Raw genomic sequence first — 12,836 nt, 5'->3', positions numbered from 1 at the left:
CGCAAAAGGGAACGTCGCCATGATCCCGGCCCTGCCGGGGGACATCTTCCACGAGGGCCAGGTGCTCAACAACACCTGGACCGTCGAGGGCGTGCTGGGCCGCGGCGGCACCGGCGAGGTCTATCGCGCCAAAAGCCTCGTCACCGGCCGGGTGGTGGCGATCAAGGCGCTTTCGGCCGGCTTTTCCGGCGACGAGGGCTATCTGGAGCTGATGCGCCGCGAAGAGGCGATGCGCGACATCCTGCATGATGCCGTGGTGCGCTACAGCGACTGCTCGCGCACACCCGAGGGCCATGTCTTCCTGGTCATGGACTTCATCGACGGGCCGGCGCTCTCCGAGGCGATGGCCGAGCGGCGGCTGGGGATGCGCGACTTGCTGATCGTTGCGCATCGCGTGGCCGAGGGGCTGGTCGCCGCCCATGCCCGCGGCGTGGTGCATCGCGACCTGTCGCCCGACAACGTCATCCTGCGCGACGGCCGGGTCGAAGGCGCGACGGTGATCGACTTCGGCATCGCCAAGGACACCGCCGCCGGCGCGCATACCGTGGTCGGCAACCAGTTCGCCGGCAAATACGAATATGCCGCGCCCGAACAGTTCGACGGCAAGGCCGAGCCGGCCAGCGACCTTTACGCGCTCGGCGCGCTGCTGCTGGCGGCGGCGCGGGGCGAAGTGCCCTTTGCCGGCGCGACGCCCGGCGAGATGATCCGCCGCAAATCCGAGCCGCTGGACGTGACCGGCCTGCCCGAGCCCTTGGCGGGGCTGATCCTGTGGCTTTCGGCACCGCGGATCGCCGAGCGCGCACCCTCGGCCGCAGCGGTGGTGGCGCGGCTGGATGCGCTGCTGAAGGGGGCCGAGGCCGCGCCGGCCCGCAAGGGCGCCGCACCGCGGCCGCAACCGGCGCGAAAGGCGGGTGGCGGCGGGCGGATCTGGCTGATCCTGCTGCTTCTGGCCGTGATGCTGTCCGGCGGGTTCTTTGCCGCAAGGCCGCTGCTTTTCCCCGCCCTGCCGCTGGTCCAGCCCTGGCGGCTGGAGGCGGCGGGGGGCGAGGCGCCGCACCTGTCCGGCCCGGCGCCGGATGCGGCCAGCGCCGCGCGCATCGCCGCCGCTTTTGCCGAGGCCGCCGGGGCCAGCCCACCGCAGGACGCCCTGGCCCCGGCGCGCGGCATGCCGGCGCCGGGCTGGGCCGAGGCGGTCGAGCGGCTTTTCCCGGCGCTGCAAGGGTTGCAGGGCTGGACGGTGCTGGTCACCGACATGCGCGCCGAGATCGCCGGCAGCGCCGCCACCCCGGCCGAGCGCGACGCCATCGCCGCCCGGCTGGCCGAATGGGCGCAGGCCTCGGGGATGGATTTGGTGCCGCGGCTTGCCACCGCCCCCACCCTGCTGATGCCGGCCGATCTGGACGCGCTGCTGGCCCGCGCCGCCAGTTGCGGCCCCTTGACCAGCGACCTGTCCCCGGGCGGCGCCCCGCCCGGTGCCGGCGTGGCGATCCGCGGCGCCCTGCCCGATGCGGCCGCCGCGGCGGCGTTGGCCGAAACGCTGCGCCCGGCCCTGGGCGAGCGCGCCCTGCGGCTGGAGATCGAGACGCTCAGCCCCTCGCTCTGCCGGATCCGCGCCGCGGCGGCGGACCTGCCCGAGGGCGGCATCGGCATTCGCCTGGCCGAGGCAGGCCGGCCCGAACCCTCGCTGACCGGGATATACCGCCCCGGCGACAACCCGGTCGCGGACGTGCTGGTCCCCGCCGAACTGGCGGCGACGCCCGGCGCCGAGCTTTGGGTCGCGGTCGAGGAGACCGGCAAGGTCTTCAACATCCTGCCCAACATGACCGATCAGGAAACCCGGCTGGACCGCATCGGCCAGCCCGAAGGCGCGCTGCGCCGCGTGCGCGTGCTCTGGCCCGCCGAGGAGGCCGCCCTGGGCCAGGGACGCATCGCCTTTCGCGTCAACGACCGCGATTTCGGCAAGGCCGGGATCTTTGCCTTCGTGACCCGCGGCCCGCTTTTCGACGAGCGCCGGCCGGGCGACGAATCCGCCGCCGCCTTTGCCGAGGCGTTGGCAGCGCGGCGCGCGGCCGATCCCCAGCTCATCCTGGCCGCCACCCAGCGCGTCCTGGACCTGCAGCCCTGACGGCGGATGGGCCCGGCGCGCGTCCCGCAAGGGGCATATCGGCCGATCCGCAGGATTTCATTGCGCAAAGCCGCAGTCCATGAGATGATTTTCCCATTTCGAGAAGAACATAATGCGGCCTTTGAGAAGGTTACTCCTATGTTTCTCGCTCCGCTCGCCGTGCCGGATTCCGCCGGGCTGGATCTTCGCAACGACATGAGGTTCCTGGCGCTCGAAAGGGCGCTGGACGGGGCCTCTCGGGCGGCGCGGGCCGAACAGCTGGCCAAGGGCAATACCGGCGACGTGGCGCTGGACTGGGCGCATCTGCTGGACGAGGCCGAGGCCCTGGCCCAGACCGGCCGCGACCTGCGCCTGCTGGTTGTCGTGGCGCGGATCATGACCAACATGCGCGGCCCCGAGGGGCTGGCCGAGGGGCTGGACCTGCTGGCCGAGACGCTGGAAACCTGGTGGGACCACCTGCATCCCGCCCTGCGCGAGGGCCAGCTGGTACGCGAGGCGGCGCTGCGCCGCATCAACGCGCTTTACCAGATCGAGAATGCCGATGCCGGCATCCTGGGCGATCTGGAGTTCAACACCGTCCTGGCCCCGCGTGGCCTGCCGGTGGTCTCGGGCGGGGATCTGGCGGCGGGGGCGGTCTCGGCCTCGATGCTGGCGGCCGAGGGGCCGACCGGGCTTTCCGCCGCCGAACAGGCCGAGCGCGAGGCCCGCCATGACGCCAGGGCGATGCGGGTGCTGACCGCCTGCCGCGCCCTGCGCGACACCGAGCCCGAAACGGTGGCGCGGCTCGAGGCGGGGCTTGCGGCCGCGCTGGCGGCGCTCGACCGGCTGGAGGCGGCCCTGGCCGCGCGCATCGGGGACGACCCGCCGACCCGCTTCCCGGCGCTGCGCCGGGTACTGGAGCGGATGGCGGCGACCCTGGCCAGCCCGCCGGCGCAATTCACCCGCACGGCCGCCCCGGCCACGGCGCAAGCAGCCGATGCGCCGGCCGCAGCGCCCGGCCCGATGCCCGGCCCCATGCCCGCCGCCGCGGCCGCTGCACCGGCATCGGCGGGCCTGCCGTCCCGGCTGGCCTCGCGCGCCCAGGTCGAGGCCTGCCTCGACCTCATCATCGATTTCTACGACCGCAACGAACCCGCCTCGCCCTTGCCGCATCTGGCGCGGCGGATGAAGAAGATGGTGCCGATGAACTTCCTGCAATTGATGGAGGAACTGGCGCCGGGAGGGATGAAGGAATTCCGCAATGTCGCCGGAGTGACCGAGGACAAGGGACGCTGACGGCAGGGCGCAATCGGGGACGGCGCCGGATGGCGCCGCGACAGGGAGTAACCCGCGATGAGCGAGAGCAAGGCCAAGGTAATCGAACGCAATCGCGCCCCAAGGGTGCAGATCGCCTATGACGTCGAGCATTACGGCAGCCCGACCACCATCGAACTGCCCTTCGTCATGGGGGTGATGGCGGATCTGGCGGGCAAGTCCACCTCGCGCGAGGCGCAGAAGCCGCCCGCCGAACGGTCCTTCGTCGAGGTGGATGCCGGCCGCTTCCCCGCCTTCATGGAGGCGCTGTCGCCCCGCGTCACCGCCCGCATCCCGAACCGCCTGCCCGGCAAGGAAGGCGAGGAGGGCGGCGAGGAGGAGATATTCGTGGACCTGACCTTTCGCAACATGGGCGATTTCGCCCCCGACCGCATCGCCGAGCAAATCCCGGAACTGGCCGAGCTGATGAAGATGCGCCGCAAGCTCGAGGAACTGCTGAGCTATATGGACGGCAAGGCCAGCGCCGAAAAGCGCATCGCCCAGCTTCTGAACGACGAGCCGCTGCTGGCCCGCATCGCCGAGCAGGCGGTGAGCCCGGCCAGCGACGGGACGGAGGGCTGAACCATGGCCGAACAGGAACTCAAGGGCACCGAAGCCGCCCCCGAAGCCGAGGCCGTCGACCTGGACGAGTTCGGCGCGCTTCTGGAAAAGGACTTCCGCGTCAAGGAACAGGACGACAGCGCCAAGCTGCGCGAACTGGTCGCCAACCTGGCGCTTGCCGCCCGCGAAAAGGCCGGCAGCGCCACGATTTCCGGCAATGCCGTGCGCTCGATCAAGTCGCTGATCGCCGGCATCGACGAGTTGCTGACCGTGCAGATGAACGAGGTGCTGCACGCCCCCGAGATCCGCCGCATGGAAGGCAGCTGGCGCGGGCTGCATTACCTGGTCAACAACACCGAAACCGACACCATGCTCAAGATCCGGGTGCTGAACATCACCAAGGACGAGCTTGCCGACCAGCTGGAGGATTTCGAGGGGCAGATGTGGGACCAGTCGCCCATGTTCCGCAAGCTCTATACCGAGGAATATTCCAGCTTCGGCGGCGCCCCCTTCGGCAGCATCATCGGGGATTACGAATTCAGCCACCATCCGCGCGACGTGGGGCTGCTGCGCAACCTGTCGGGGATCTGCGCCTCGGCGCATGCGCCCTTCATCGCGGCGGCCTCGCCCCGGCTGTTCCGCATGGAAAGCTGGCAGGAACTGCCCAATCCGCAGGATCTGAAGATGGTCACATCCTCGCCCGATTACGCGGCCTGGCAAAGCCTGCGCGAAAGCGAGGATGCGCGCTATATCGGCCTGACCCTGCCGCGGGTGCTGGCGCGGCTGCCCTATGGGCCGGACACCATCCCGGTCAAGGGCTTCGACTTCCGCGAGGAGATCGACGGCAAGCATGACCATTACGTCTGGATGAACGCCGCCTTCCCCATGGGGGTGAACATCAACCGCAGCCACAAGCTTTACGGCTGGGGCAGCCAGATCCGCGGCGTGGAATCCGGGGGCGCCGTCACCAACCTGCCGGTGCATACCTTCCCCAGCGACGACGGCTCGGTGGTGATGAAATGCCCCACCGAGATCGCCATCGACGACCGGCGCGAACATGAACTGGCCAAGCTGGGGCTGATGCCGATCCTGCATCGCAAGAACACCGATATCGCGGCTTTCCTGGGCGCGCAGACCCTGCAGGATTGCGAGGCCCGCGCCGGGCGGCTGGTCGACCCCGATGCCCAGGCCAACGAGCGGCTGTCGGCGAACCTGCCCTATCTGCTGCCGGTCTGCCGCTTCGCGCATTACCTCAAGGCCATCGCCCGCGACAAGATCGGCACCTTCAAGGAACGCGCCGACATGGAGGTCTGGCTGTCCGAATGGATCAACCGCTACGTGCTGGCCAATACCGCCATGGCCGACGACAAGGCCAAGGCCAAGCGGCCGCTGGCCAAGGCCGAGGTGCAGGTGGACAGCGTCGAGGGCCGGCCCGGCTATTACGCCGCCCGCTTCTACCTGCGCCCGCATTACCAGCTGGAAGGCATCAACGCCTCGCTGCGGCTGGTTTCGGAACTGCCCTCGGTCAAGGGGCCGTGACGCGCTTTTGCCCAGGGGCCGCGGCGGCCCCTGCGGCGCCGGGCCGGCGGGTGCATGACGCGCGCGGCCCCTGACGCGGCCCCGAGGGGCCCCGCCATGTCTGAAACCCGGCTTGCCGAACAGGCCGAACAGGGAGATGTGAGATGGCTTTCACCGGATACCTCAAGATCGACGGCATCGACGGCGAATCGCGCCGGGCCGATCACGAAGGCGAAATCGACATCTGGGGCGCCGACCTGAAGGCCGAGCAGAAAAGCTCGGCCGCGACCGGGTCGGGCCGCGTGCGCGGTCGCGCCACCATCAGCGACCTGACGCTTTACAAATGGTATGACGCCGCCTCGCCCTACCTGGCGCTGGCCTGCATGCAAGGCAAGGCCTTCGAGGCGATGACCTTCACCGTCCGCAAGGATTCGGGCGAGGCGCATCTGGATTACCTGACCATCACCATGACCAACTGCCTGATCTCGTCCTATTCGATGAGCCAGAACCAGCCGGCCCCGGAAATCGACACCATCGCCGAGCAGATCGGCATCTCGTTCGAAAAGGTCGCGATCAAATACGTCGTGCAGGCCGACGACCATTCGAAGGGCGACGAGCACGAGGTCGAGTACGACCTGATGGCGGCCAAGTGACCGCCGGGATGCGCACAGGATCGCCATGGCCAGCCCCGCCCCCGACCGCCCCCCGACCGCCGTGCCCCTCCAGGCGCGGCGCGAGGCGGTGCAGCCGAGCCTGTGGGACCGGCTGATCGACGACCTGCCCGCGCTGTCGGCCGAGATCGCAAGGCGCAAGGCGGCGCTGACCGCGCGCCACGGCGCCGCAGGGCTTCGGGCGCTGCTGACCGGCCAGGGTCGGGAGGGGCTCGACCCCGAGCAGGCGCGCGACCTGGCGGCCTTGGCGCAATTGCAGGCCCGCCACGCCGCCTTGCAGGAGCGCGGCATCCGGGTCACGCCCGATGTCCTGCGCGAGGCGGTGCGCCGCGACATCGAGGATCTGTTCGGCATCGAGCGGCTGGAGGTGCGCTATCTGCTGACGCCGGCCGAGCGCCGCGCCGCGCCCCCCGGCATCGCCGGCGGCGCCGAGGATCCGGCCGAGATGCTGGCCGATTTCCCCCATGTCCGCGCCTCGGTGCTGAATTACGGCGTGCCGGCCTTTGCCGGGCGGCGCGCGGGAGATTTCGACCACGAGGCGCTGGCCCGCGAATTACGCGAGGTGCTGGCGGTGTTCGAGCCGCGCCTGCGCCGCGACACCATCCGCGTCAGGGTCGAGCCCGGCACCCGCATCGGCCTGCGCGTGCGCATCGAGGGGCTGTTGCTGATGGCCCCGGCGCCCGAGCGGCTGCGGCTGCTGACCACCATCGACCTGGACACGGGCATCGCCGCGACGGTGCTGGAGGAGGGCTGATGGACCGCGCCTTCCTTGCCGCCTACGAGGCCGAGCTGGACCATATCCGGGTGCTGGCCGGCGAATTCGCCGCCCTGCATCCCAACGTGGCGCGCAACCTGTCGCTGGACGCCGTGCCCTGCCCCGACCCCTATGTCGAGCGGCTGCTGGAGGGCGTGGCCTTCCTGGCCGCCCGCACGCGGATGAAGGTCGAGGCCGAGGGCCAGCGTTTCACCGCCGGGGTGCTGGACGCGCTCTGGCCCGACCTGGCCGCGCCGGGGCCGGCCATGGGCATCGGCGTGCTGCAACCCGGCCCGCAGGTGCAGGCCATGGCGGGCGGGCATCCGGTGCCGCGCGGCAGCCGCTTCGTCGCCGCCGCGCGCGAAGGCCTGGCCACCCGCGCCACCTATGCCACCGCGCAGGCGGTGACGCTCTGGCCGTTGGCGCTGGCGGCGGCGGATTACCTGCCCGACCGCGGCGCGCTGGCCGCCGCCGGCCTTGCCGTGCCGGGGGCCGAGGCGGGCATCCGCATCGGCCTGAACGCGACGGGTCCGGCCGCGCTGTCGGCGCTGGCGCTGGACCGGCTCGACCTGTGCTTTGCCGGCAGCGCGCGGGCGGGTCCGTTGTTCGACGCGATCTTCGGCAACGGGCTGGGGGCGCTGGCCCGGCCCGCCCGGCCGGGCGCGCAGGCGCTTCCCCTCGACTGGCCCGAACTGGTCGGCACCGGCGACGACGAGGGGCTGACCCCGCGCCTGCGCCGCAGCTTCGAGGGCTTCAGGCTGCTGCGCGACTATTTCCTGATGCCGGAACGCTTTCACTACCTGCGGCTGGACGGGCTCGCCCCCGCCGCCCGGCAATGCGGCGAGGGGGTGGCGCTGGAGCTTGCCCTGCCGCTTGCCCGCCCCGAGCCGCTGCTGGAGGGGCTGGGCCGCGACGATTTCCGGCTGTTCGCCGTGCCGCTGGTCAACCTGTTCGAGAAAGAGTGCAACTTCGTCGAACTCGACCCGCGGGCGACGGCGCATCCGGTCCATCCCGACCGCGCCCGCACCCGCGATTTCGAGGTCTATCGCCTGATCCGCGTCGCCGATGCCGACCGCGAGGGCGCGGACGGGCTGCTCTGCCCCGCCCATGCCCCCGAGGCGCCGCGCCACGCCGGCCCGGTCTGGTGGGCCGAGCGCCGCCCCCGCCGCCCGGCCACCGACGAAATCCGGCGCGGCCAGATGCGCAGCTCCTATGCCGGGCATGACCTGTGGATCTCGGTCTCGCGCGCCGCGGACTGGATGCCGCGCCGGCTGGACATCCGCGCGCTTTGCACCAATCGCGACCTGCCGATCCTGGACGACACGCCGCGGCTGACGCCCGAGGGCGGCGAGCCGGTGATGCGGGTTGACTTGGTCGGCCCGATGCGCCGGCCGCAACCGGCGCTGGCGGGCGCACCGCCGCAGGCGGGTCAGGGCGGTGCGGCGGGGCTGGACGAGCTGACCTGGCGGCTGGTGGCGCAGCTTGCCTCGGGCCATCTGTCGCTGGCCGAGGCCGGGCGCGACGGCGCGCCGCTTTGCGCGCTGCTGGCGCTTTACGCCGATCGCGGCGATCCGCAGCTTGCCCGCCACGCCCGCGCCGTCGCCGCCGTCGCCAGCCGCCCGGTGATCGCGCGGCTGGACCTGCCCGGCCCGCTGGCCTTCGGCCGCGGCACCGAGATCACGCTGGAAATCGACGAGGCGCCGCTGGCCGGGGCCAGCCGGCTGCTTCTGCCAGCGCTGCTCGACCGGCTGTTCGCCCGGCACGCCTCGGTCAACAGCTTCGTGCGCACCCGCACCCGCCTTGTGCAGAAACAGGAGGAGATGTCATGGCCGATGCGGCCCGGCCTGCGCCCCCGGATCTGACCGGGGAACCGCCCCCGCCCCCCGGCATCGAGGCCTTCGCCCTGATGCGGCGGCTGGAAGCGCCCGGCCGCCGCTTCGGCCATGCCGGCGGCCCGGACCAGGAGCCGGCGCGGCTGGGGCAAGAGATCCGGCTGGGCCCCGCCGCCTGCGAGGTCGCGCGCTTCAGCCCCGCCGAAGGCGACAGTCCCGCCCGCATCGCGCTGGAGATCACCGGGCTTTTCGGCCCCGAAGGCCCGATGCCGCTGCATCTCAGCCGCCGCATGCTGGAACGCATGTCCGAACGCTGGTTCGCCGGCTCCGCCCAGCCCGAGCCGGGGGCGGATCGCGCCTTCCTGGAGTTCTGCAACCTGCTCCAACACCGGATGATGGCGCTTTACTACCGCGCCTTTGCCGAGGCGCAGCCCGCCCTCGCCGCCGATCACGGGTGCGAGGGCAGGCTTGCGGCGATGATCGCGGCGCTGGCCGGGCTCGGCCTGCCTGGCAGCGCCGAGACGCTGGACGATCCCGCGCCCGCCCTGCGCCATGCCACCGGGCTGGCCGGCCAGGTTCGCAGCCCCGAGGTGCTGGCGGCGCTGCTGTCGGACCTGCTGGACGCGCCGGTGCGGGTGGCCGAGTTCGTGCCCTATTGGCAGGACATCCCCGCCGCCCTGGCCAGCCGCCTTGGCCGCGCCCATGCCGGGCTTGGCCGGGGTGCGATGCTGGGTCCGCGGGTCTATCAGCCGCAGGCGCGGGCCGAGATCACCGTCGGCCCGCTGCCGCTTGCGCAATACCGCCGGCTGGCCGAGGAAGGCGCGGAACGGGCGGCGCTGCGCCGCCTGCTGCGCTTTGCCATGGGCGAGGAGATCGGCTTCGACCTGCGGCTGGTGCTGGCCGCGCCCGAGGTACCGCCGCCCGCGCTGGGGCGGGGACCGGCGCTTGGCCGGACCGGCTGGCTGGGCAACGGGGCCGCGCGGGACCGCGACGACCTGCGCCTGCCCTTGGACGAAAGGCAGGCCGCCTGATGACCCTGCGCCTCACCGTCCTCACCAGCCCCGTTCCCCAGCCCCAAACCGAATTGCGGCTGGAGGGCGGCCGGGCGGTGCTGGGGCGCGAGCCGGGCTGCGACTGGCAGATCGACGATCCCGAGATGTTCGTCTCGCGCCGCCATTGCATCGTCGAGGCCACGGCCGAGGGCTGGACCGTCACCGATACCAGCTCGGGCGGGCTGTTCATCGACGCGGCGGCCGAGCCGCTGGGACCGGGCCGCAGCACCGCGCTGCGCGACGGGATGCGGTTGCGACTGGGCGACGTGACGCTGGGCGTGGCCGTCGAGGCCGGGGCGCAGGCCGCCGCGGCGGCGCCCACCGATCCGGGCATCGGCGTCGACCCGTTCTTCGCCCCCCGCGAGCCACCGCCGCCGCCGCCGCGGCCCTCGGAACTGCCCGAGCCCTTCGAGCGCACCACCGGCCGTTTCGCGCCGCCGCTGCCGCCCGCACCGCCGCCGGGCTTCGACGATCCCTTCACGCTGGACCCGCTGCCCGCCGCACCGCCTGCCGCGCCGGCCCCGCAAGGCGACGGCTGGAACTGGGGGCCATCCGGCGCGACACCGCCCCAGCCCGACCCCGCGCCCGTCGCGGCAACCCCTTCCCCCGCCCTGGCCCCGCAACCGCAGCCGCCATCCGACGCGGCCGCCGCCTTTCTGCGCGGCGCCGGGCTGGATCCGTCGGGCACCGAGGACGTGGACCTCGAGGCGCTTGGCCGGCGCTACCGCATGCTGGCCGAGGGGCTGGTCGCATTGCTGCGCGCGCGGGCCGAGGAAAAGGGCTCGCTGCGCGTCGCCCGCACCACGCTGGGCGCGGCCCAGGTCAACCCGCTGAAATTCCTGGCCATGCCCGACGAGCAGGTGGCTGCGCTGGTCGCGCCGCGCGGGGCGGGCTATCTGGAGCCCGACGCGGCCATCGCCGAGGCGTTCCGCGATCTCGCCGACCACCGGATGCGCAGCTGGCACGGCTTGCAGGCGGCGCTGCGCCGGATGATCGACCGCTTCTCGCCCGAGGCGATCGAGGCGCAGCTGGCCGATGCCGGGACGCTGCGGGCGCTGCTGGCCGGCGGGCGCTCGGCGCTGCTCTGGGACGCCTATGCCGCCCGCTGGGCCGAGATCGCCCGCGCCGCCGAAGACCGTTTCCTGGGCGAGGTCGGCGCCGAATTCCGCGATGCCTACGAAACCCCCGAGAGGAGCGAGCCATGACCACGATCTTCCCTATCCTCACGCGCCGGGCCACGCTGGCCGGGCTTGGAACGCTGGCGCTGACCGCGGCCTGCGGCGGGCCGGCCGGTCCCGGCTCGGTCAATCTGGCCATGTCGGCCTCGGCCGGGGTCAATCCCGGCCCCGACGGCAGCGACCGGCCGCTGACGCTGCATATCCTGCAATTGCGCGGCACCGCCGGCTTCGACGCCGCCGACACGCTGGCGCTGCAAGACCCCGCCGCCGCCCTGGGGGCCGACCTGGTCAAGGCGGAAACGGTCACGCTGGCCCCCGGCGGCAGCGCCGAAAAGGCGCTGGTGCTCGACCCGGCGACGACGGCGGTGGCGGTGGTCGCCGGCTATCGCGACCCGGCCGGCAAGACCACCCGCGCCAAGGCCGCCGTCTCGCCCACCGGGACCGCCAGCTTCACCGTCACCGCCGGTCCGGGCGGCGTCACCATGACCCCAGCCTGAAGGGAAAGCGCATGACCGAAGGCAGCCGCGTCGTCTGGTCCGAGGGCCTGTTCCTGCGCCCGCAGCATTTCCAGCAGCAGGACCGCCATGCCGCGGCACAGCTGCGCGCGCTGCTGCGGGCGCGGCCGCGGCAGGCCTGGGGCTTTGTCGCGCTGCGGCTGGACCCCGCGGCGCTGGAGGCCGGGCAGGTCGCCGTGGCCGAGGCCGAGGGGCTGTTCCCCGACGGCACCGGCTTTCGCATCCCGGCCGACAGCCCGCCGCCGCCGCCGGTCGCGGTCAGCCGTGCGACACCCGCCGGCGCGGTCCTTTTGGGCGTGGCGCCGCGCCAGCCCGGCACGGCGGCGGTCGATCCCGCCCATGCCGAGCCGGGCGGCGCGCGCTGGCGCGGCGAATGGGCCAGCCTGCGCGACGAGATCCGCGGCGGCGCCGAACCCGCCGAGGTCGAGATCGCCCGGCTCTCGACCCGGCTGTTCCTGCCCGGCGAGGCCACGCAGGGCGCCGTCACCCTGCCGCTGGCGGGCATCGAGGGGCTGGCCGCCGACGGCCGGGTCGCGCTGGCCGAGGGCTGGCTGCCCCCCGCCCTGACCCTGGCCGCCGTGCCCTGGTATGGCGGGCTGCTCAAGGAACTGGTCACCGGGCTCGACCGCATCATCGAGGCGCAGGGCGGCATGGTGCTGGGCGGCGCCGGCCGCTCGGTCGAGAACCTGCTGATCCTGGAACTGGCCAATGCCGCGCGGCCAAGGCTGCAACACCTGCTGGCGCAGAACCTTGCGCATCCGTCCGAGCTTTTCGCAGACCTGGCCGAGCTGGCGGGACGGATGGCGACCTATGGCTCCTCGACCCGGCGGCTGTCGCCCCTGCCGGATTACGACCATGCCGACCCGCAGCCGGGTTTCGCCGCGCTGGCCGATGCGCTGCGCTCGCTGATCCTGTCCCTGCGCCATGTCGAGCCGAAATCCCGCGCCCTGCCGGTCGCCCGCCACGCGCAGAACGTCTGGAAGGTGCGCATCGACAACCCCGAGATCCTGCAAAACAGCCGCATCGTGCTGCGCATCGGCTCCGACATGTCGGACGAGGGGCTGATGCAGCTTTTCACCCGCCAGGTCACGGTGGGCGCGGCCGAGGAGTTCGAGGCGCTGTGGACCTCGCGCCTGCCGGGCATTCCCCTGCGGCCGCTGCATTCGCAGCCGCGCGAGATCCCCTATGACGGCGACCGGCTGTGCCTGGAGCTGGACCGCAAGTCCGAGCATTGGGCGCGGCTGCAAGCCTCGCCGGGCTTCGTGCTGGGCGTGTCGGGCAAGCTGGACCGCGAGCCCGAAATCGACTGCTACGCGGTCAGCAGATAGGGGCGGGGA

Annotated in this window: 11 protein-coding genes; all 11 read left to right on the top strand. The window is 72.5% G+C overall.

Going from position 1 to position 12,836, the window contains the following annotated elements; genetic code table 11:
- Positions 1–19: 19 nt before the first annotated feature.
- Positions 20–2,125 (top strand): serine/threonine-protein kinase, encoded by a 2,106-nt coding sequence (locus tag ACNKFW_RS02875; RefSeq protein ID WP_418024726.1) that lies wholly within the window; start codon positions 20–22, stop codon positions 2,123–2,125.
- 138 nt (positions 2,126–2,263) lie between these two features.
- Entirely contained in the window at positions 2,264–3,400 is a 1,137-nt protein-coding gene (locus ACNKFW_RS02870; RefSeq protein ID WP_147427579.1) for an ImpA family type VI secretion system protein, read from the top strand.
- A gap of 57 nt (positions 3,401–3,457) precedes the next feature.
- On the top strand, positions 3,458–4,000 hold the full coding sequence (gene tssB, locus ACNKFW_RS02865) for a type VI secretion system contractile sheath small subunit (protein ID WP_147427578.1): 543 nt from the start codon (positions 3,458–3,460) through the stop codon (positions 3,998–4,000).
- Positions 4,001–4,003: 3 nt separating this feature from the next.
- Positions 4,004–5,518, top strand: coding sequence for a type VI secretion system contractile sheath large subunit (gene tssC, locus ACNKFW_RS02860; RefSeq protein WP_024844267.1), 1,515 nt, complete (start codon positions 4,004–4,006; stop codon positions 5,516–5,518).
- 143 nt (positions 5,519–5,661) lie between these two features.
- On the top strand, positions 5,662–6,150 hold the full coding sequence (locus tag ACNKFW_RS02855; RefSeq protein ID WP_024844268.1) for an Hcp family type VI secretion system effector: 489 nt from the start codon (positions 5,662–5,664) through the stop codon (positions 6,148–6,150).
- A 25-nt stretch (positions 6,151–6,175) separates the two neighbouring features.
- Positions 6,176–6,922, top strand: a complete 747-nt coding sequence (locus ACNKFW_RS02850) for a type VI secretion system baseplate subunit TssE (RefSeq protein WP_147427577.1) — start codon at positions 6,176–6,178, stop codon at positions 6,920–6,922.
- On the top strand, positions 6,922–8,784 hold the full coding sequence (tssF, locus tag ACNKFW_RS02845; protein ID WP_147427576.1) for a type VI secretion system baseplate subunit TssF: 1,863 nt from the start codon (positions 6,922–6,924) through the stop codon (positions 8,782–8,784). The genes ACNKFW_RS02850 and tssF overlap by 1 nt, the downstream gene beginning before the upstream one ends.
- Positions 8,748–9,785, top strand: coding sequence for a type VI secretion system baseplate subunit TssG (gene tssG, locus ACNKFW_RS02840; RefSeq protein WP_147427575.1), 1,038 nt, complete (start codon positions 8,748–8,750; stop codon positions 9,783–9,785). The genes tssF and tssG overlap by 37 nt, the downstream gene beginning before the upstream one ends.
- Positions 9,785–11,011: a type VI secretion system-associated FHA domain protein TagH gene (gene tagH, locus ACNKFW_RS02835; RefSeq protein WP_147427574.1), complete on the top strand. Its 1,227-nt coding sequence runs from the start codon at positions 9,785–9,787 to the stop codon at positions 11,009–11,011. Before tssG ends, tagH begins: the two co-directional genes overlap by 1 nt.
- Entirely contained in the window at positions 11,008–11,481 is a 474-nt protein-coding gene (gene tssJ / locus ACNKFW_RS02830) for a type VI secretion system lipoprotein TssJ (RefSeq protein ID WP_147427573.1), read from the top strand. Before tagH ends, tssJ begins: the two co-directional genes overlap by 4 nt.
- A gap of 11 nt (positions 11,482–11,492) precedes the next feature.
- Positions 11,493–12,827 (top strand): type VI secretion system baseplate subunit TssK, encoded by a 1,335-nt coding sequence (gene tssK, locus ACNKFW_RS02825; RefSeq protein WP_024844274.1) that lies wholly within the window; start codon positions 11,493–11,495, stop codon positions 12,825–12,827.
- Positions 12,828–12,836: the final 9 nt, after the last annotated feature.

The organism is Paracoccus sp. TD-10 (genome assembly GCF_048270675.1).
Classification (GTDB): Bacteria; Pseudomonadota; Alphaproteobacteria; order Rhodobacterales; family Rhodobacteraceae; genus Paracoccus; species Paracoccus pantotrophus.
This window is presented reverse-complemented; position numbering and strand designations above follow the sequence as displayed.

Excerpts from the sequence above, each read along its gene's own strand:
- tssJ (WP_147427573.1), top strand. The coding sequence starts at position 11,008 with ATGACCACGATCTTCCCTATCCTCACGCGCCGGGCCACGCTGGCCGGG.
- ACNKFW_RS02875 (WP_418024726.1), top strand. The coding sequence starts at position 20 with ATGATCCCGGCCCTGCCGGGGGACATCTTCCACGAGGGCCAGGTGCTC.
- ACNKFW_RS02850 (WP_147427577.1), top strand. The coding sequence starts at position 6,176 with ATGGCCAGCCCCGCCCCCGACCGCCCCCCGACCGCCGTGCCCCTCCAG.
- tssG (WP_147427575.1), top strand. The coding sequence starts at position 8,748 with ATGGCCGATGCGGCCCGGCCTGCGCCCCCGGATCTGACCGGGGAACCG.
- tssC (WP_024844267.1), top strand. The coding sequence starts at position 4,004 with ATGGCCGAACAGGAACTCAAGGGCACCGAAGCCGCCCCCGAAGCCGAG.
- tssB (WP_147427578.1), top strand. The coding sequence starts at position 3,458 with ATGAGCGAGAGCAAGGCCAAGGTAATCGAACGCAATCGCGCCCCAAGG.
- tssK (WP_024844274.1), top strand. The coding sequence starts at position 11,493 with ATGACCGAAGGCAGCCGCGTCGTCTGGTCCGAGGGCCTGTTCCTGCGC.
- tagH (WP_147427574.1), top strand. The coding sequence starts at position 9,785 with ATGACCCTGCGCCTCACCGTCCTCACCAGCCCCGTTCCCCAGCCCCAA.
- tssF (WP_147427576.1), top strand. The coding sequence starts at position 6,922 with ATGGACCGCGCCTTCCTTGCCGCCTACGAGGCCGAGCTGGACCATATC.
- ACNKFW_RS02855 (WP_024844268.1), top strand. The coding sequence starts at position 5,662 with ATGGCTTTCACCGGATACCTCAAGATCGACGGCATCGACGGCGAATCG.
- ACNKFW_RS02870 (WP_147427579.1), top strand. The coding sequence starts at position 2,264 with ATGTTTCTCGCTCCGCTCGCCGTGCCGGATTCCGCCGGGCTGGATCTT.